Source organism: Lysinibacillus sp. fls2-241-R2A-57, from assembly GCF_030209535.1.
GTDB lineage: Bacteria > Bacillota > Bacilli > Bacillales_A > Planococcaceae > Lysinibacillus.
This window is the reverse complement of record NZ_JARVRU010000022.1, coordinates 22,392-40,737: the sequence shown is the minus strand read 5'-3', so window position 1 is coordinate 40,737 and position 18,346 is coordinate 22,392. Positions and strand designations below refer to the sequence as shown.

Annotated in this window: 18 protein-coding genes and 1 other annotated feature; of the genes, 4 read left to right on the top strand and 14 right to left on the bottom strand. The window is 36.7% G+C overall.

Annotated features, from left to right (window positions below; all coding sequences use genetic code 11):
• Nucleotides 1-63: 63 nt before the first annotated feature.
• Nucleotides 64-492 (bottom strand): DUF3888 domain-containing protein, encoded by a 429-nt coding sequence (locus QRN68_RS04555; RefSeq protein ID WP_285395510.1) that lies wholly within the window; start codon nt 490-492, stop codon nt 64-66.
• 560 nt (nt 493-1,052) lie between these two features.
• On the opposite strand from QRN68_RS04555, the gene QRN68_RS04550 reads away from it, so the two are divergent.
• Entirely contained in the window at nt 1,053-1,490 is a 438-nt protein-coding gene (locus tag QRN68_RS04550; RefSeq protein ID WP_285395509.1) for a VOC family protein, read from the top strand.
• A gap of 356 nt (nt 1,491-1,846) precedes the next feature.
• On the opposite strand, the gene QRN68_RS04545 is transcribed toward QRN68_RS04550, so the two are convergent.
• The 5 genes from QRN68_RS04545 to spxA all read right to left on the bottom strand — a co-directional run bounded on the left by QRN68_RS04545 (nt 1,847) and on the right by spxA (nt 7,170).
• Nucleotides 1,847-2,131, bottom strand: a complete 285-nt coding sequence (locus tag QRN68_RS04545) for a hypothetical protein (protein WP_285395508.1) — start codon at nt 2,129-2,131, stop codon at nt 1,847-1,849.
• A 246-nt stretch (nt 2,132-2,377) separates the two neighbouring features.
• Nucleotides 2,378-4,195 (bottom strand): oligoendopeptidase F, encoded by a 1,818-nt coding sequence (gene pepF, locus QRN68_RS04540; protein WP_285395507.1) that lies wholly within the window; start codon nt 4,193-4,195, stop codon nt 2,378-2,380.
• Between the two features lie 49 nt (nt 4,196-4,244).
• Nucleotides 4,245-5,366, bottom strand: a complete 1,122-nt coding sequence (locus QRN68_RS04535; RefSeq protein WP_285395506.1) for a competence protein CoiA — start codon at nt 5,364-5,366, stop codon at nt 4,245-4,247.
• A 304-nt stretch (nt 5,367-5,670) separates the two neighbouring features.
• On the bottom strand, nt 5,671-6,339 hold the full coding sequence (gene mecA, locus QRN68_RS04530; protein WP_285395505.1) for an adaptor protein MecA: 669 nt from the start codon (nt 6,337-6,339) through the stop codon (nt 5,671-5,673).
• 435 nt (nt 6,340-6,774) lie between these two features.
• On the bottom strand, nt 6,775-7,170 hold the full coding sequence (spxA, locus tag QRN68_RS04525) for a transcriptional regulator SpxA (RefSeq protein WP_068983509.1): 396 nt from the start codon (nt 7,168-7,170) through the stop codon (nt 6,775-6,777).
• Nucleotides 7,171-7,694: 524 nt separating this feature from the next.
• Nucleotides 7,695-7,928, top strand: a binding site (T-box leader).
• Nucleotides 7,929-8,018: 90 nt separating this feature from the next.
• Between spxA and trpS the strand changes: the two genes are divergently transcribed.
• Complete coding sequence (gene trpS / locus QRN68_RS04520; protein ID WP_285395504.1) at nt 8,019-9,008, top strand: tryptophan--tRNA ligase; 990 nt, start codon at nt 8,019-8,021, stop codon at nt 9,006-9,008.
• Nucleotides 9,009-9,084: 76 nt separating this feature from the next.
• On the opposite strand, the gene QRN68_RS27045 is transcribed toward trpS, so the two are convergent.
• From QRN68_RS27045 to QRN68_RS04500, 5 genes are all read right to left on the bottom strand, one after another.
• A complete protein-coding gene (locus QRN68_RS27045; protein WP_481817428.1) occupies nt 9,085-9,315 on the bottom strand; it encodes a YuzI family membrane protein in 231 nt (76 codons plus the stop codon).
• A 41-nt stretch (nt 9,316-9,356) separates the two neighbouring features.
• On the bottom strand, nt 9,357-9,608 hold the full coding sequence (locus QRN68_RS04515) for a hypothetical protein (protein WP_285395503.1): 252 nt from the start codon (nt 9,606-9,608) through the stop codon (nt 9,357-9,359).
• A gap of 342 nt (nt 9,609-9,950) precedes the next feature.
• The gene (gene fabF, locus QRN68_RS04510) at nt 9,951-11,192 is read right to left on the bottom strand and encodes a beta-ketoacyl-ACP synthase II (protein ID WP_285395502.1); all 1,242 of its coding nucleotides are present in this window, start codon (nt 11,190-11,192) and stop codon (nt 9,951-9,953) included.
• A 30-nt stretch (nt 11,193-11,222) separates the two neighbouring features.
• Nucleotides 11,223-12,161 (bottom strand): beta-ketoacyl-ACP synthase III, encoded by a 939-nt coding sequence (locus tag QRN68_RS04505; protein ID WP_285395500.1) that lies wholly within the window; start codon nt 12,159-12,161, stop codon nt 11,223-11,225.
• A 958-nt stretch (nt 12,162-13,119) separates the two neighbouring features.
• Complete coding sequence (locus QRN68_RS04500) at nt 13,120-13,491, bottom strand: hypothetical protein (protein WP_285395499.1); 372 nt, start codon at nt 13,489-13,491, stop codon at nt 13,120-13,122.
• A gap of 408 nt (nt 13,492-13,899) precedes the next feature.
• Here QRN68_RS04500 and QRN68_RS04495 point away from each other — a divergent pair, with 408 nt between their 5' ends.
• Nucleotides 13,900-14,094 carry a YjzD family protein gene (locus tag QRN68_RS04495; protein ID WP_285395498.1) on the top strand — a complete coding sequence of 65 codons (195 nt, stop codon included), beginning with the start codon at nt 13,900-13,902 and terminating at the stop codon, nt 14,092-14,094.
• Between the two features lie 50 nt (nt 14,095-14,144).
• Here the strand turns inward: QRN68_RS04495 and QRN68_RS04490 are convergent, their stop codons facing one another.
• Nucleotides 14,145-16,271 (bottom strand): ATP-dependent Clp protease ATP-binding subunit, encoded by a 2,127-nt coding sequence (locus tag QRN68_RS04490; RefSeq protein ID WP_285395497.1) that lies wholly within the window; start codon nt 16,269-16,271, stop codon nt 14,145-14,147.
• A 271-nt stretch (nt 16,272-16,542) separates the two neighbouring features.
• On the opposite strand from QRN68_RS04490, the gene QRN68_RS04485 reads away from it, so the two are divergent.
• A complete protein-coding gene (locus QRN68_RS04485) occupies nt 16,543-17,229 on the top strand; it encodes a Crp/Fnr family transcriptional regulator (RefSeq protein WP_285395546.1) in 687 nt (228 codons plus the stop codon).
• Nucleotides 17,230-17,270: 41 nt separating this feature from the next.
• Here the strand turns inward: QRN68_RS04485 and QRN68_RS04480 are convergent, their stop codons facing one another.
• Nucleotides 17,271-17,468, bottom strand: coding sequence for a hypothetical protein (locus QRN68_RS04480; protein WP_285395496.1), 198 nt, complete (start codon nt 17,466-17,468; stop codon nt 17,271-17,273).
• Nucleotides 17,469-18,019: 551 nt separating this feature from the next.
• Nucleotides 18,020-18,328, bottom strand: coding sequence for a metal-sulfur cluster assembly factor (locus tag QRN68_RS04475; RefSeq protein ID WP_285395495.1), 309 nt, complete (start codon nt 18,326-18,328; stop codon nt 18,020-18,022).
• Nucleotides 18,329-18,346: the final 18 nt, after the last annotated feature.

Below are 18,346 nucleotides of genomic sequence, written 5' to 3'. Positions count from 1 at the left end.
AGGTTAGGTATAAAAACACCTAAAAATAGGTACTGAATCCAAACGGTTCAAACATACAATCATTTACTTTTTCTTTATGATATCTTGCAAATGCGGTGGAAGTTCAAAAGTTTCCATATGTTTAAAATTTTTAAGTTTGATTTCATTTGGAGTTATAGAAAACGTTAGTTGGTCTCTTCCTACTGGGTTATGCGCACCCAAAACTGGAGTGACTTCAAGGGTTACTGAATACATAAAATCAGTTCCTGTTCTTTCCATATTTATAATTTTTATTTGATATGGATACACCAAGGGACGCTCTGTAAGATAATCTGAATAGTATTTAGAAACTGTTTCTTGGATATTGGGTAACAGTAGTGAAAAAAACATGTTCATTACTATTTCTTCTTTAGACTCTTTAGCAGGCTGATAATAATCTGATTCAGCATAAGATAATGTTGTTGAAATTAGAAATAACAGTGAAAAATAAGGAACTATAATAACTTTTTTCATTTTTCGCACCTCTTTTTTATCCTCTTTTTTATCCTCTTTTTTATGTTTATTTTGTTCGAAAAAGATTAACTTATCCCAACCAAATATTTTATTTTTTCTAATTAAGCTTAGTCTAATTAGAATAGGACTTGTGTTTATGATTAATTCTCATATTCTGCTTCCTCAATCGCTCCTGTAATCATTTATTTTTAACTTTTGGACGTTTATCTACCTTTGTGTTTCAGGATTTTATTCATTTTATTTAAAGAAAAGAATGTAAAGAAATGTACTTAAACTAACGGAGTGCGATTGTTCAATTAGAGCAATCACTTTTTCACTAACGATACAGTATTGTTTAAAAATCAAAGGGAAACATTAAGAAAAAACAGGTGGAAAGTATATGAATAATTATCCCTAATTGACACCGTTAGGGAAATGGGAAGGAATTTAAAAATAATTTAATACAGTTAGTTAAACGATTCTTTTCTTCACTGATATTATTATAGTAATCGTCCCTTTGTTAATACTAGAATTTGAATACAGGATATTGCAACATAACAGGAACATAGGAGGTATGAAATTTGAGGATCCAAAGAATAGATCATGTGGGAGTAATCGTAAATGATCTCTCTGCCGCTAAAGAGTTTTTTCTCGATTTTGGACTTGAGGTGAAGGGGGAATGGAAAATGGAAGGAGAGTTGATGGGATATGCAGTTGGGCTTAATGACGTTAAAGTAGCGTGTGTAGGATTGGGAACGCCAGACGGTCAAACATGGATAGAGCTAATCAAATTTTATACGCCGTCAGATGAAAAAGATATTCAGCAATCCCTTGCAAATACACTGGGTATCCGACATATTGCATTTACTGTTGAAGATATTGAAGCTGTTGTTGCCAAATTGAAAAAGAAGGGCACGGAAATATTTAGTGAGATACAGCAATATGAAGAAAGTTATAAATTATGCTACGTTCGTGGTCCAGAGGGAATTATTTTGGAGTTGGCTGAGGAAATCAAATAAGTAATGTTAATTTAATTGAAAGTACGACTCTTTGTTACTTTCTATTTTTTATGAAATGTACTTAAACTAACAGGTGCGATTGTTCAATTAGAGCAATCACTTTTTCACTAACGAAGCAGAAAAGTTATGCGAAATGTTCCTAGTTCAAATCGATGATGGTTACATCAATCTGGTAAAGGCTAGGCAGTTCCTTTTGGAATTGAAAGGTTATAACGAATCAAATGATAGGGTAACGCTAGAAGGGTCCTCACTTAGTCTAATAGCATTTGATTTAGTAAGAATGATGGTGTTATAAGGTGGGAGAAATTACCGTACCAGTTTGTCTGACGAAATCCTACTCGAAGGAGTGGTGTAATTCATGATGCTATCGACAATTCTCGGTATTGTTGAACATCGAGCGGCTCATCGGACATCTCCACCAGAATAAGGACTTTATCGGAATGTTCTAGTGATTTATCGGAACATATTAGTAATTTGTCGGAACGTTTCAGCGATTTATCGGAACCTTTTTCATTTTTATCGGAATTCTCCGCTAAATCGACATAAAAAAACAAAAAAATAAAAGAAGCGTCACTATCCTCGACAGATAGTGACACTTCTTTTTCACAAAGGGGATGGGAGAAATGTTCACGTTCAAACAAAGGGGTGTATGTTTGTTTTGTGATTTATTTCACAAGAATCACTTTATCACGGAATAATAAAATTAGCAATGAATCCAATAGTAGATTCACAAATTTGTCAAATAGAAAGCGATTACAGACAGTATTTTTTCAAGATACACACTTTTAATCATTTAGAAATCAAAAAAATTCATTATACTTTATTTTTTTTACCGTCAAACTAATCATAGAAAAAAGGCTGTAGAAATTTTCCTACAGCCTTTCTAATTAGTTATTCAACAATAATTTTTCTAACTCATTTAAACGTTCTTCAAATACTTTACATGCATCATCAATCGGTTTTGCTACGTTCATGTCAACACCCGCTGCCTTTAACACCTCGATTGGGAAATTAGAGCAACCTGCTTTTAAGAAGTTATTAATATAACGTTCTACAGCTGGTGTGCCTTCTTCTAAAATCTGTTTACTTAATGCTGTTGCAGCTGATTTACCTGTAGCATATTGATACACATAGTAATTATAGTAGAAGTGTGGAATACGAGCCCATTCTAAGCCGATTTCCTCATCTACAACAATATCCTCACCGAAGTATTGTTTATTTAAATTATAGTAAACCTCTGTTAGACGCTCTGCTGTTAAAGATTCACCATTCTTATCCATTTGATGGATTAGGTGTTCAAATTCAGCAAACATAGTTTGTCTGAAAACAGTACTTCTGAAGCCGTCTAACCAATGATTTAATAAATAAATTTTCTGTTGTGGATCTTCAATTGTTTTCAATAAATAATCATTTAACAGTTCTTCATTACATGTAGAAGCCACTTCAGCCACAAAAATAGAATAATCGCCATAAACAAACGGCTGGTTTTTACGTGAGTAATAACTGTGTACACTATGACCAAATTCATGAGCAAGTGTAAACAGATTATTAACATTGTCTTGCCAGTTCATTAAAATATATGGATTTGTTCCATAGGCGCCTGAAGAGTACGCACCACTGCGTTTCCCTTTGTTTTCTAAGACATCTACCCAACGGTTATCAAGGCCACTTTGGACAATACCTTGATATTCTTCACCGAGTGGCGCTAAGGCTTTTACTAAAATATCCTTCGCTTCGTCGTAAGTGACTTTCATATCAACTTCCTTAATGAGTGGCGCAAATAAATCCCACATATGCAGTTCGTCCACACCTAAAAGTTTCTTACGTAATGAAATATAGCGCTGCATAGCTGGCAAATGCTTATGGATTGTTTCTACTAATTGATCATAAACATTTTCCTGAATAAAGTTATTAGACATTGCAGCATGACGTGCAGAATCATAATTACGAATACGTGCGTTAACATTATGCTTTTTTACATTACCAGTTAATGTAGCAGCAAATGTATTTTTAAAGTTGCCATAAGTTTCGTACATGGCTTTAAAGGCATTTTCACGAACAGTGCCATCTTTGCTTTCTAAAAACTTAATATAGTTACCATGTGTTAGCTGTACTTCTTCTCCATCTTCATTTTTCACTTTAGGGAAGACGATATCAGCGTTATTTAACATACTAAATGCATTTGAAGCGGTACCTGTAACCTCAGACATTTGTGCAAGTAATGCTTCTTGCTCTGCCGGTAATACGTGCGGACGTGCCATTGTTATTTCTTTTAAAGATTGCTTATACAGTTGTAAATCTTTATTTTCTGCTAAGTAACTTTCTATTGTTTCTTCACTCAATGATAAAATCTCTGGTGTTAAGAAAGATAGGGCAGCTGAGATACTAGTCGCCAATGTTTGAATACGACTATTCATATCCTGGTAGGAGCTATTTGTCGTATCTTGGTCATTACGCATATGGGCATACGTGTAAAGCTTCATTGCACGTTCATAAATATCATCGTGATATGTTAGAACTGCTAATAAAGCATCTGCTCCATTTTTTAAAGTACCTGCATAGCTAGGTGCCTTTTTAGCAATTTCTGCGACTTCCTTATATTCCGCTTCCCATAGGGCGTCAGTTGCAAAAATATCCTCCAAGCGCCAAGTTAACTCTTCTGGAACTTCATTTCTTAATAAAACTTTATTGCTGTTACTAGCCATGTGCCAGCCCCCCTATATATGTGAGTTTTTCCTATACTCTCATATTTTCTCAGTATATTGTGGCAATTGCAAATAAATGTGCGTACACTTGCTCATAAATATCCGGAAAATAATCATTTTTTTGATAACTTTTCGCTAGCACCATTCCATAATTTTCGATAGCCTGTACTGCTCGATCTGTAATCTCTATATTTTGTTGAAGTAAAAACAATCTAATCTCTCTCTCAGATAGTTCATGAGGTAATAATTGTAAACCTCGACAATAATGATGTAAAATCGTTTGCCATTCAATAGGAAACAACGGAATCGCTTCCGCATCTTTTACCGGGACACCCACGTAATCAGGCATAGCAGTTAGAGCAAAGCGTAATTCATAACTACTTCGTAAAAATGAATCTCGCGCCCCTTTCTTACTATGTAATAATCGCTGATACACAAATTGCTTACACTGCTTTTTATAAAGCTGCCAATAAAGACGAAATTCCTCTTTCGTTATTGAAGTAGGCACATAAAAGGGAAGATGCTGCTTGTGAATAGTTAGTTCTTGTACTTTGCCTATAAAAGTATGCCCATGAACATGAAGAAGATTCGTCCAGTAAATAAATCTCGATACCTTTGCATCATAGGTTACTAAATAAGACAAGCCTTGCGCTGTAGTAGTAATCATTTTTTGCATAATTGGAGCAATAAAAATCTTTTGAATACCTTGTGTTGATTGTCTTTGAGGTGTTTGAAAAAGCCACAATGGCTGTATTGAATTTTTCTCATATCCAGATGTACGCAATTGCCACTTTTCATGAGAAATTGAGCTACATTGAAATTCAATGGCAATTTGCTTTTGCTCTTTTATCAAAAGTACATCTGGCCGCTGTGAAAGATTCGGTAAATAAGGCTCCAGCTTTACTGTATGCCCGAGTTTTCTCAGCCATTCAAATAATTGAATCTTTCCTTGTAAATGAAGTTTTGATTCACCCTCTGAAAATAATTGTACACAGCTATTATTGGCGTTATGAGCAAAATGAGGAATATTATATTCACCTATCTTTAATTGGACAGGCTGTAGGCATTGAGGACAATAAAATTTCATTTGTTGCCTAAATCGTTGTAAAGCTTCCCTTGAATATTGATATGGGAGAAAAAGCTGCTGCTGCTCGTTATAAGCACTAAGCATAAAATCATCTCCTTTTTGACTAATTGTAAAGGAGTGGTTTTATAGCACCAAATAAATAACGGCTTTTCCTTGAAATTTAAAAAATGCCACCTTTTAATGAGTTCTACATACAATATGAAGCTTCCTAAAACGTTCTTTGCAACTAACTGACAGACCTACTCAGTTGCAGGTTCTTAATTAACCAGTTTTTCATCTATATCTAAAATTGATATTATTGAACCTTTTAAATAAAAAGACTGTAAACAATCTTGAATCTCATCAAGTTTGTTTACAGTCTAAGTCTTTGAATCAGAAGCTTATTGTTTTAAATGAAATATTTTCGTACTGTTTCGAAGCAATTAAATTCCATAATTTGTTCGCCATATTCCTCTAGGCGATGGATTGTGAAATTTGATGGGATTAAAAATTCTTTGATAACTGCATTTCTATCGTGACGATTTAGGTCATCATCTGCGTTCGCAAAGTCAACTACCAAATAGTACCAATCTTCATATTTAAATAATGAGGAATCCACTAATTCATCTGTCATGCGTTTTGCTACAGGGATTAACTCATCAATATCTTTAAATTTATAAACATAAATGTCTGTATCCATAAATAATTCTGATTCATCAATGTCACCAAATTGAGTTAGTTGACTGAGAAGATCCTCTCCAACGTCGTCGAATGGGGCAAACATATCTTTGTGTTCATCAAAATGCGATTGACCATCTAAGGTTTCACCGTCTTTTAAAATATGTGCACGTGTGACAATGATTTCTAAGCCTACTTCAGATGCATTGATATGAATCCAAATCGGACCTTCTACATCAAAATAATCCTCCGTGTTTACTTCATCAATCATATCCCAAAAAAGTTGTTCACCCTTTGCTCGATTGTACCAAATTTCTTCACGACTATAGCCGCGATCCTCTATATCATTGTACGTAATAAAGAGCTTGAGTGTATTTTCGTTTACACGTTCGATGTCCACTAGACCTCATCTCCCTTCACTGTCATTTGTCGAAAAACAGTTTTGTTTCATTAGTATGCTATTATTCATTGTTTTTAACCTCATACTCCATTTGTTTTTCAACCTTTGACCACACTACAGTAAAACCGCCTGAGCAACCGAAATCAAAATTTAATTGTCCACAGTTGTCTCTAATTCTATTGTATGCTGTCCTGTCATAAAATGAAAAGGATATACACCGTTTCACAGAAGATATTTGAATTATTGAAATTGTAGTAAACTATTAAGTTTAAATCAAGTTTAACATACTTTTACGGAAATATATGACTTTCCCCTACTAATTATTATACTTTATATAGAAGGTTTTACATAAGTAAAACACAAAAAAATAGATGTCACAATATGCTTGTTGCATTTGTAACATCTAATACTTATTTTATGCAGAACTCGGAGATATTAGTTCACCATACGCTGTGCTTCTTGCAATTGATAAGCACGTACTTTACGAGGTAGGAAACGACGAATCTCATCCTCGTTATAGCCAACTTGTAAACGTTTCTCGTCTAAAATGATTGGGCGACGTAATAAACCTGGATACTCTTGAATTAATTCATATAAGCGTTGTAATGGCAAGCTTTCAACATCTACATTTAATTTTTGGAAAATCTTCGAGCGGGTTGAAATAATTTCATCCGTACCATCCTCTGTCATACGTAAAATTTCTTTAATTTCACGAATGCTTAACGGTTCGGAAAATATATTACGTTCTGTATATGGGATTTCATGCTCCTCTAACCATGCTTTCGCTTTTCGGCAAGACGTACAACTTGGTGATGTAAATAAAGTTACTATCATACTGACACATCCTTTCCTTTTAATCATTATCTATAAACCAGTGTGTTAAATTAGAATTAATGTAATGTAAAACTACATACCCATTATACAGTACTCTGTTGTATTTGAATATAGTTCCAATAAAAAAAAGAATAACTTTATCACGAAATTTTCTGTCTATTTACATAACATCCAAAGTAGTTACTTCTTTGTATGCTTCATGCACTACTATTAATATTCCCATTCGCTGAACATTTTAAACATCCATTTCTTAATTGCCCTTGTTCTCATTTAAAAATCTTAAACGAGAATATTGTCAGCCTAGTATGTACAAATCTAGACGTATATTTACTAATATTGGTTGCTTTTCTAACAAAAAAGAACAGCAAAAATAGCATATAAGTTTTTTCAGAAAAAAAACACCGCCAAAAGTCTGACTTTCCACACTTGCATTACACCGAGCCTTTATAATATAATTCTTTGCAACAAATCAATTCCACCTCGCCATCTACACAGATGGAAGAAGACGGTTATTGAATGAACTAAAAACGCTGACGAAGAGTAGTACTTATGCACTTTACACGTTTAGAGAGTCTGTGGTTGCTGCAAACAGATCGTGTAAGCATTTGGAATGGACTTCCGAGTTAGCTTTGTGAACGTCTAAGTATCCTTACTTGAGTCTATTAGCAAAGCTCGTCCCTTCACGTTACGAAGCAAAGTGGCCGTTTTAGGCAAGCTGGGTGGTACCGCGGATTCAAACATCATTCGTCCCTTCATTAGAAAAACTAATGAGGACGCATGATGTTTTTTATTTCGGCACTTATGTAAAAACGTCTAAGGGACTTAAATTCAAGGAGGAAATGACAATGACAACTATTTTTTCAGGCGTACAGCCAACCGGTATTGTTACTTTAGGGAACTATTTAGGAGCATTCAAGCAATTCCCTGCATTACAAGATGAAGGTGATGCTGTGTATTGTATCGTTGATCAGCATGCCATAACAGTGGCACAAGATCCAAAAGAATTACGTCAAAATATTCGCAACTTAGCAGCTACGTATATTGCTACTGGCATCGATCCAACAAAATCTACATTATTTATTCAATCTGAGGTGCCAGCTCATGCACAGGCAGGCTGGATGTTACAATGTGTCGCATCGATTGGAGAGCTTGAACGTATGACACAGTTCAAGGATAAATCTCATGGTAAAGAAAGTGTTTCTGCAGCTCTTTTAACATATCCACCACTAATGGCAGCAGACATCCTTTTGTACAACACAAACATTGTTCCAGTTGGCGATGACCAGAAACAGCATATTGAGCTTACTCGTGATCTTGCAGAACGCTTTAACAAACGTTATGGTGATGTTTTAACGATTCCTGAAATTCAATTACCAAAAGCAGGAGCTCGTATTAAATCACTTCAAGAGCCAACAAAGAAAATGAGTAAATCAGATCCAAATACAAAAGCTACAATTAAGCTTTTAGATTCAGCGAAAGATATTGAGAAAAAAATTAAATCAGCTGTAACTGACTCTGATGGTATTGTGGCATTTGATGTGGAAAATAAACCTGGCGTTTCTAATTTACTAACAATCGAGTCTGCCATTTCAGGCGTATCTATTGACGATCTTGTAAAAAAATACGAAGGCGTTGGTTATGGTGGTTTCAAGCAAGGTGTTGCAGCAGCAGTTATTGATCACCTTACACCAATTCAAGAGAAGTTCTACAATTTAGTAGAATCCTCAGCATTAGATACTATTTTAGATGAAGGCGCTGAAAAGGCAAACGCTATTGCTAGCGCTACATTAAAACGCATGGAAGAAGCAATGGGCCTTGGTCGTGCGCGTCGCTAAAAGAAAACGGAATTGATCTTGTAGCTTTGGCGAAATTGATTGTAAGAGCTTGGCCAAAAAGAGAATAAGAGAAGCGTCACATTTTATCTTTTATGTCTAGAGTCTTATCAAAACCAAGATCAAAAACAATAGCACATAACACAATGGCTGATCCAATAGCCATATAAAATTCTGTTGTATGCACCATGAATTTAAAAACAACTATCCAGGAATATCCGAGTGTCCGATAATTCAAATACAATATGAGATTCCCTAATGAGAGAATCAATAGGCCGTAGCATATTAAAAATAAAAAGAGTCGGAACATAATAAGGGCATCCTTTCTATTTCTTCTTACTTATCATCTATTCACAAAACTATAAAAAAAGACGTCAGCCACGTAAATTGGCTGACGTTTTTTATGTAAGGCTCTTCTGCAAAACGAGGGGTTGATTTCCGTTCCGACTGGGCGCTTTGTAGCTGTCGCTTTGCTTTCGCTACAGAAAACATTTGCCGCTGACGCTTCGCTTTCGCGCAGAGCAGAGCTTCCTGGGGGCGTCCGATGAGCCGCTTCACTCGCGATGCTCGCTCCAGGGTCTCATCTGTGACGCTGATCCCCAAGGAGTCGCCCAGTCTCCACTCCAATCAACCGCTCTGTAAACAAAATGCCTTTATATGCGAAAACATCGCGTCAGCAACAAGTGTTATTTGTGCAAAAGCGAAGCAACACAACAACAACAACAACAACAACAACAACAGATGTACAATCGTTTCACTGTTATAAGTCAATTCTGTTTGGTTATGATAAGTAGACATAGCATTCACTTTTTTAATGGTAAAATATATCTCGCAACGGACATTAATTTTTTTAAAACATTGATGACACTTTAATTAACTGCCCCGATTGGTGAAAACAAATAAACAGTGGGGATGAAAAACCCCCACTGTTTTAATTTTACTTTATTATTCCTCAATTTTTTTGAATAAAAGACTAGCGTTATGTCCACCAAATCCAAGTGAGTTACTCATAGCATATTTAATATCTGCCTCACGAGCTTCATTTGGTACATAATCTAAATCACATTCTGGATCTGGATCTACTAAATTAATTGTTGGTGGTAAAATGCCTTCTTTAAGAGCTAGCGCTGTGAAAATAGCTTCAACACCACCAGCTGCACCTAATAAATGACCTGTCATCGACTTTGTAGAACTCATTGCAAGTTTATAAGCATGTTCCCCAAAGGCAGCCTTTACAGCCTGTGTTTCAAATAAATCATTATATGGTGTGCTTGTTCCATGTGCATTAATATAGTCAACTTGTGAAGCTTCTACACCGCCATCAGCTAATGCTTGCAACATTGCACGTGAAGCACCTTCTCCTTCTGGGGCTGGAGCTGTAATATGATGAGCATCACCTGTTGAACCATAGCCAAGAACTTCCGCATAGATTTTTGCACCGCGTGCTTTTGCGTGCTCATACTCTTCTAAAATGACAATCCCTGCGCCCTCACCGATAATGAAACCATCGCGATTTTTATCGAATGGACGACAAGCCTTTTGTGGATCTGTATTTAAAGATAAAGCAGTATTTGCACAGAAGCCTGCCACTGCCATCGTAACGATTGGCGACTCAGCACCACCAGAAATCATGACATCTGCATCGCCACGTTCGATTACTTTAAAAGCATCCCCAATCGAGTTTGTTCCTGAAGCACAAGCAGTTACTGAGCAAGAGTTAATGCCCTTTGCACCAAAGTGAATCGATACTTGGCCTGAAGCCATATCCGGAATCATCATTGGGATAAAGAATGGACTTACACGTCTTGCGCCACGCTCTTGGAATGTTACAAATTGTTGTTCATATGTTTCCATACCACCGATACCAGAGCCAATCCAAACACCTGCACGTGGTGCTAGCTCTTCATCGATCGTTAATTGTGAATCTTCCATCGCCATAATAGACGCTGCTAGAGCGTACTGTGTAAAGCGGTCCATTTTACGAGCTTCTTTACGTTCGATATATTTTTCAATATCAAAGTCTTTCACTTCAGCAGCGATTTTTGCTGCGAATTGATCTTTATTTAAACGAGTTAACTCGCCAATCCCTGATTTTCCAGCTTTAATGTTAGCCCATGTTTCTTCGATGCTATTCCCTAGTGGTGTAACTGCGCCAATTCCTGTAATTACTACTCGTCGTTTACTCATTGTCTTACTCCCCTCAAGCATTTTTAGTTATTATTTTCCCCATCTCATTGCAACGGCGCCCCATGTTAAGCCACCGCCAAATCCAACAAGTACTAATAAATCATCATCTTTTATCTTACCTGCTTCAAGCTCATCTACCAAGGAAATACCGATAGATGCTGCTGACGTATTACCATATTTGTGAATCGTTTTTGACATTTTTTCTGGTGGTAGCTCTAGACGCTCACGAGCAGATTCCATAATTCGAATATTCGCCTGATGCGGCACTAAAAAATCTACATCTTCTTTTGTTAAACCTGCTTTATTTAACACGGTTACTGCAGATTCACCCATTTGACGTACTGCAAACTTAAATACTTCACGGCCATTCATAGCGATTGTGTCCTGCTGTGTTAAAGATAAATGCTTTCCACCTGTACCATCAGCTCCAAGCTCAAATGATAAGATACCTCTACCTTCTGATACTTGACCAACAATTGCTGCACATGCACCGTCACCGAATAACACTGCTGTATTGCGATCTTCCCAATCAAGTACCTTCGACAGCTTTTCAACACCTACTACTAAGACATATTTATAAGCATTTGCTTCTACAAATTGCTTTGCTGTCACTAAACTATATATAAATCCTGCACAAGCAGCCGATTGGTCCATCGCTGCTGCATTAACTGCTCCAATTTGCTCCTGAACCATACATGCTACACTTGGAAACATTTGATCTTGAGTTACAGTTGCTACAAGTATTAAGCCTATTTCTTCAGGTGTAATACCCGCATTTGCAATAGCCTCTTTTGCAGCAGCTACTGCTAAATCTGAAGTTTCCTGATCATCTGCGGCAAAATGACGTTCTTCAATCCCAGTTCGAGTTCGAATCCATTCATCCGAAGTGTCCATAATTTTTTCTAAATCAAAATTTGTAACGACCTTCTCCGGAACATATTTGCCTATTCCTATAATACCAGCGTTCATTTAGCAACCCCTCTGCTTTCTTACTATCAATTATTAGTAACTGGTCATAATTATAACTCATAATGAAGGAATGGTGCAAGATGATTTAAATTCAAGGCCTTAAAGCTAGCAGTATCAAGGGGTTTAATGATATGTACAGTTTTCTTAACAAAGTAAAATAATGGGCTCATCACCATAATGTGTGGTTGATTTTCCTTCCGACTGAGGCGTCCGATAAGCCCTAAAGAGTCGCCCAGCCGGAACGAAGAGCAACTTATATACATGGCATACGTTTTAACGAATGTTATCCACAATTTTTAATGATGATGCAAGAAAAAGCATATTTTCGGGGATCAGCGAGGCTGAAAAATGTACTAATGGTGGTTAATGAAAAAAAGCTGCAAATAAATCTGCAGCTTTTAGCTTAATTGCTAACATATATTATCAACAACGCAAAAGTCGATATCGTAAAAAGATGAAAGGTGGCTCTCGCATGGATTTGCGTACGTCCAACCCATTCTCTAATAGGTCGTTAAGGATCACGTTTTCTTTTGAACACTTAGTACTCTGAAGAAATCGCTTGATGGGTTGTAGCACAGAAGGTTTCAAACGACGTGTTGTACGTTTCTTTTTATGTGGTGTGCTACCGTAGTTGTGACAACGTAATAGTCGACACTTTAATCGTCTGGTGTTGCGGTGGTGTTTTTGGTTCAATAAACAAAGTTGAATAATACGCATCCGCAATGGTAATCAAGTAAATCAAAAAAAGTAATTGTTTCATTCAATGGTTCAAAACTTCATTTCTCCCTTTTTTCGGTTCTATCAATTCGAATTGTATAGTTATAATACGAATGGTACGTAAAAAGGTTTCATATTTAATGACCAGCTCACAGAAGATCCCTTAAATACCCATCAAGCTAATTTCGCTTTTGAAAAGCTCTAGTTCACTATGTACCAGCTCGTATTGAGATAGCTTAGACTACACCATTGGTTTGAATAATAGATAACCATATGCTAATCCTTTTACTCCGTAGAATAAAATTGGAGCGAGTATGAACCATGCTAATTTTTTATCCAATACTTCAACCTTTTCTTTACTAGTCTTTTTCTCTATCACTTTTTCAATCAATAAAACAAAGATAATAATCATACCTACCAACAATAATGAAAAAATCATTTTCCACATTAATGTAGAAGCTAAGAAAAGATACACTTCCGGGAACAGAAGGAAATCGAAAATAGGTATGAACCAATCGAATAGTTTACCGTCTAAAATGTTCTCAATTGATGGTTGTTCGTTCGTTAGTTGCCTTTTAACTTCTTTAATAATTTCTTTTAAAAAATCTCTCATTCTCTTTCCACCTTATAACTCTTATTATATTTCCAATATTTTCTACGGAGTTGAAAGTAAAAAGTTTCGTTGAAGATTTTAAAACCATCGCTTAAGACATAATAAAAAGCCACAATTGTCTAAAATAACTCTTCAAACTCATAATGAAGAACAGGTGCAAGCCGAAATAAAATTAATGCTTTTTGCCCTATTCTTCTCGACCACGTATCGAGCGGCTACGACACTCTCCTGCATTAAGTATTTGCTTCGGTTTCGAATTGCATTAAATTAAAAAAGTAGTAAGGTTATCGTTGTGACAAATTCGCCATGTTTCACGGAAAAGGTTCTTTTTTTTTCGATTTATGTTATGATATGATAATGAATATGTAGTAAAACTTTATGATAAAAAGTTCGGTTGAGGTGAAATTAATGCAATATATCGTAACGTTCATATGGTCATTCCTACTAGTTTCAATGTTAAACTACGTAGTAAGCTCTGTACTTGGCGTACCATTTGAATTCCAAACGGGTGCAATCGTATCAGTTGTATTCTCAATTCTTATTTTCGTTATTGGTGCAATTATTCCAAACGAGCCAACTCCAGAAGCTGCAGACCATCATTAATTTAAACAAGAAAGACCTGTTCCGCATCGTGCGAAACAGGTTTTTTCATGTTATTTTTCAACAATACATTGGCCATCGTGTATTCTAATGTGCAATGTTTCTCCCGGTAATACTTCACCACGTAGCAATTCTTTTGCAACTGCCGTTTCAATATAACGCTGCACGAAGCGTTTTAGTGGTCTTGCGCCAAACTGAGCATCCGCACCTTGTTCTACAACCCAATCAATTACATCTTGTTCTACTTGTAAAGTAATATCTTGCTCTGCAACTCGTTTGACAAGCTGTTCGACATATTTCCAAGCAATCGCTGTAAAGTGCTTATCTGATAGTGCGTGGAACATAATAATGTCGTCCATACGATTTAACAACTCTGGTTTAAAGTGCTGTCGCAGTGCAGCCATCACTAAATCCTCAACTGCTCCATCATCCTCTTTTGCTTCCATCAAATAGTTTGAACCAATGTTAGAAGTTAAAATGACTACTGTGTTCGTAAAGTTGACCATACGACCTTGACTATCAGTAATGCGTCCATCATCTAAAATTTGCAGTAAAATATTCGCGACATCTGGGTGTGCCTTTTCAATTTCATCTAGTAATACAACTGAATATGGATTACGGCGAACAGCTTCTGTTAATTGTCCACCTTCCTCATAGCCAATATAACCTGGAGGCGCCCCTACAAGACGTGATACGCTATGTTTCTCCATATATTCGCTCATATCAATACGAATAAAATGATCCTCAGAATCAAACAGCTGTGCAGCTAGTGCCTTCGCAAGCTCTGTTTTACCAACACCAGTTGGTCCTAGGAATAAAAAGCTACCAATTGGTCGATGTGGATCTTTGATACCAGCCCGCGCACGCCATACCGCTTCTGTGACAAGCTGTACGGCATTGTCCTGACCGATAACACGTTCATGTAATGTATCTTTTAAACGCAATAATTTTTCGCGCTCACCTTCTACTAATTTTGTCACCGGTATTCCTGTCCATCGTGAAACAATAGACGCGATTTCATCAGCTGTTACCTCTTCGCGTAAAATACGTGATTCCGTACCATTCTCTAATTGTTTTTCCATCTCTTGAATTTCCTTTTCAAGTGTAGGCATTTTCCCATGACGTAGTTCAGCTGCTTTATTTAAATCATATTTACTTTCTGCTTCATCTAAGTCATGGCGGTATTTATCAAGCGTTTCACGTTTTTTCTGAATGGCATGTAACGCTGCTTTTTCAGTTTCCCATTGTTTAAGCATGCCCTCAGAGGATTCTTTTAGCTTTTTTAATTCCTCACGTAGTTGCTCTAGACGCTTTTTACTTGCCTCGTCCTTTTCCTTACGCAGTGCTTGTTCCTCAATTTCAAGCTGCATAATACGGCGCTTTACTGCATCCAATTCCTGTGGCATGGAATCAATTTCTGTTCGAATCATTGCACATGCTTCATCTATTAAATCAATGGCTTTATCCGGCAAGAAGCGCTCTGTAATATAGCGATTCGAAAGCTCTGCTGCCGCTACAATAGCTCGGTCATGAATACGTACCGCATGATGTAACTCAAAGCGCTCTTTTAAGCCACGTAAAATGGAAACTGTATCCTCAATAGATGGTTCACGTACAAGTACTTGTTGAAAACGACGCTCTAAAGCAGGGTCTTTTTCAATATACATACGGTATTCATCTAATGTTGTAGCACCGATACAATGTAACTCTCCTCGTGCAAGCATTGGCTTTAACATATTCCCAGCATCCATTGCCCCATCCGTTTTACCTGCACCAACTATTGTATGAATTTCATCAATAAATAAAATGATACGCCCTTCAGATTCCTTCACTTCTTTAAGTACACCTTTTAAGCGTTCTTCAAATTGACCTCGATAACTAGCACCCGCTATTAAAGCACTCATATCAAGCTCGTACAATACGCAATCTTTTAATCCCTCAGGTACATCACCTTTGACAATACGTTGAGCTAACCCTTCTACGATTGCTGTTTTACCAACACCTGGCTCACCTATTAAGACAGGGTTATTTTTCGTTTTACGCGTTAAAATACGAATAACATTACGAATTTCTTCGTCACGACCGATAACCGGGTCCATTTTGCCGTTTTTCACTTCTTCAATCAAATTACGTCCAAATTGCTCCAATGGTTTTTTATTATCTGTTTGTTGAAATTGCATATTTAGCACTCCTTTTGAATAATGTTAGCGGAATCCCGTTTGCCATTCTGTTTAATGAAAAGAGTTTGACCTTTTCTGACTAACTTTATTTTACAACAAACGACAAACCTTAGCAAAGAATAAGCTCTAAAATTCCTTCACTTCTACCTGAAAAGTTACGCTATAATAAAAGCATGTTTCTTAGATTTAGTATCGAAATTATTCACCATCCTTTTGTAATAAACAGCCACTTATTACAAAAAGAAAGAGATGTGTTGGACATATGGTTTTAATGGATAATATGCAAGAGCAATTTCACGATCTTTTTCAAAAGCACGGTGTTTTTATTAAAGTGAATAAGGATAGTAAAATTTTTTTAGAAGGCGAACGTGCGAAAGAAATATACTATATAAAAACAGGAGCTATCTCGATTAGTCAGGAAACTGAGAACGGGAAGGAACTAACAATTCGAATTTGTGGTCCAGATAGTATGATTGGTGAAGGCTCATTATTTTGTAACTTTACGTATCATTCCATGACTGCTAAAGTATTAGAACCCTCTAGTTTATATGTTCTAAGCCTTAAATCATTGGAACTTTTATTAGTAGAACAACCTAATTTAATGGTGGAATATATGAAGTGGTTGCAAACAGAAAATTTAAAGCATCAAAGTCGTTTGCGTGATCTAGTTTTAAACGGTAAAAAAGGCGCTTTATTTTCAACGCTCATCCGTCTTACGAACACTTATGGTAAGCCTTTAGAAAATGGCAACGTTTTTATTGATTTCCCATTAACAAATACTGAATTTGCTAATTTATGTGCGACGAGTAGAGAAATGATCAATCGCATGCTTAATGATTTAAAGAAACACAATATTATTTCCTTCGAAAAGAGTTATATAACCATTCACGATTTACAATTTTTAAAGGATGAAATCGCCTGTGAGAATTGTCCGTTACAAATATGTCGTATCGACTAATACGCTAATCCCCGCTTACCGTTATAAGCGGGGATTTTATGTTATAGAAAAACTATGCCGTTAAAGCATGGCTCTTTAGCAAAATGAGGGGTTGATTTCCGTTCCGGCTGGGCGCTTTGTAGCTGACGCTTCGCTTTCGCTACATAAAACATTTGCCGCTGACGCTTTGCTTTCGCGCAGAGCAGAGCTTCCTGGGGGCGTCCGATGATCCGCTTCACTAAGTATATATCTTCTGACATGTCACTCTAATTTATTATGATAAAACGAAACTTCAGCAAAGAGGGTTTCTGTGAGATAGCGTAGCGGTAGCAACAATGGGGTTTCTGGGCGAAAGCGTAGTGTTAACGTAGCGACAGCAACAAGATGTGTTTCTGGGCGAAAGCGTAGTGGTAGCGGCAACAATGTTTTTCATGTACGAAAGCGTAGCGGCTCGATGCTCCAAAATACCGACCGCTGATAAAATACCTACAATCGCTGATAACTTCGTGATACCGCTGATAAAATGCCTACAATCGCTGATAACTTCGAGAAAACCGCTGATAAAACACCTACAATCGCTGATAACTTCGTGATATCGCTGATAAAATACCTACAATCGCTGATAACTTCGTGATATCGCTGATAATTTCGAGATATCGCTGATAAAACGCCTACAATCGCTGATAACTTCGTGATACCGCTGATATCATCAGAAAAGCGCGAGAAATCAATGTTTCTACAATTGATTTCTCACGCTTTTTAAGGTTTTGACCAGTTTTGTCCCAGCCTCTTTCATGTGCTCTAAGCGGACTTATCGTACACCTAATGCCATTTTTGCATAGCGAGACATTCTATCTTTTGACCACGGTGGATTCCATACAATATTAACATTTGTACTTTTTACCTCCGGAAGCTCACCTAATGCTGTATTCACTTGATCAACAATAACAGGTCCCATTGGGCAGCCCATAGATGTTAGCGTCATTGTAACCGTTGCTACACCTTCTTCATCTAAATCTACATCATATACTAAACCTAAGTTGACGATATCAATACCAAGCTCAGGGTCAATTACATTTTCTAATGCACCGAACATGCTGTCTTTCATATCTTGATCCATCTGTATTTCTCCTTCCAT

What these genes read in the sequence shown, in the direction of transcription:
- QRN68_RS04505 (WP_285395500.1), bottom strand. Translation starts at nt 12,161, where the DNA reads ATGAACGCTGGTATTATAGGAATAGGCAAATATGTTCCGGAGAAGGTC.
- fabF (WP_285395502.1), bottom strand. Translation starts at nt 11,192, where the DNA reads ATGAGTAAACGACGAGTAGTAATTACAGGAATTGGCGCAGTTACACCA.
- QRN68_RS04495 (WP_285395498.1), top strand. Translation starts at nt 13,900, where the DNA reads ATGCAATATATCGTAACGTTCATATGGTCATTCCTACTAGTTTCAATG.
- QRN68_RS04480 (WP_285395496.1), bottom strand. Translation starts at nt 17,468, where the DNA reads ATGTCAGAAGATATATACTTAGTGAAGCGGATCATCGGACGCCCCCAG.
- pepF (WP_285395507.1), bottom strand. Translation starts at nt 4,195, where the DNA reads ATGGCTAGTAACAGCAATAAAGTTTTATTAAGAAATGAAGTTCCAGAA.
- QRN68_RS04500 (WP_285395499.1), bottom strand. Translation starts at nt 13,491, where the DNA reads ATGAGAGATTTTTTAAAAGAAATTATTAAAGAAGTTAAAAGGCAACTA.
- QRN68_RS04485 (WP_285395546.1), top strand. Translation starts at nt 16,543, where the DNA reads ATGGATAATATGCAAGAGCAATTTCACGATCTTTTTCAAAAGCACGGT.
- QRN68_RS04490 (WP_285395497.1), bottom strand. Translation starts at nt 16,271, where the DNA reads ATGCAATTTCAACAAACAGATAATAAAAAACCATTGGAGCAATTTGGA.
- QRN68_RS27045 (WP_481817428.1), bottom strand. Translation starts at nt 9,315, where the DNA reads ATGTTCCGACTCTTTTTATTTTTAATATGCTACGGCCTATTGATTCTC.
- trpS (WP_285395504.1), top strand. Translation starts at nt 8,019, where the DNA reads ATGACAACTATTTTTTCAGGCGTACAGCCAACCGGTATTGTTACTTTA.
- QRN68_RS04475 (WP_285395495.1), bottom strand. Translation starts at nt 18,328, where the DNA reads ATGGATCAAGATATGAAAGACAGCATGTTCGGTGCATTAGAAAATGTA.
- QRN68_RS04535 (WP_285395506.1), bottom strand. Translation starts at nt 5,366, where the DNA reads ATGCTTAGTGCTTATAACGAGCAGCAGCAGCTTTTTCTCCCATATCAA.
- QRN68_RS04555 (WP_285395510.1), bottom strand. Translation starts at nt 492, where the DNA reads ATGAAAAAAGTTATTATAGTTCCTTATTTTTCACTGTTATTTCTAATT.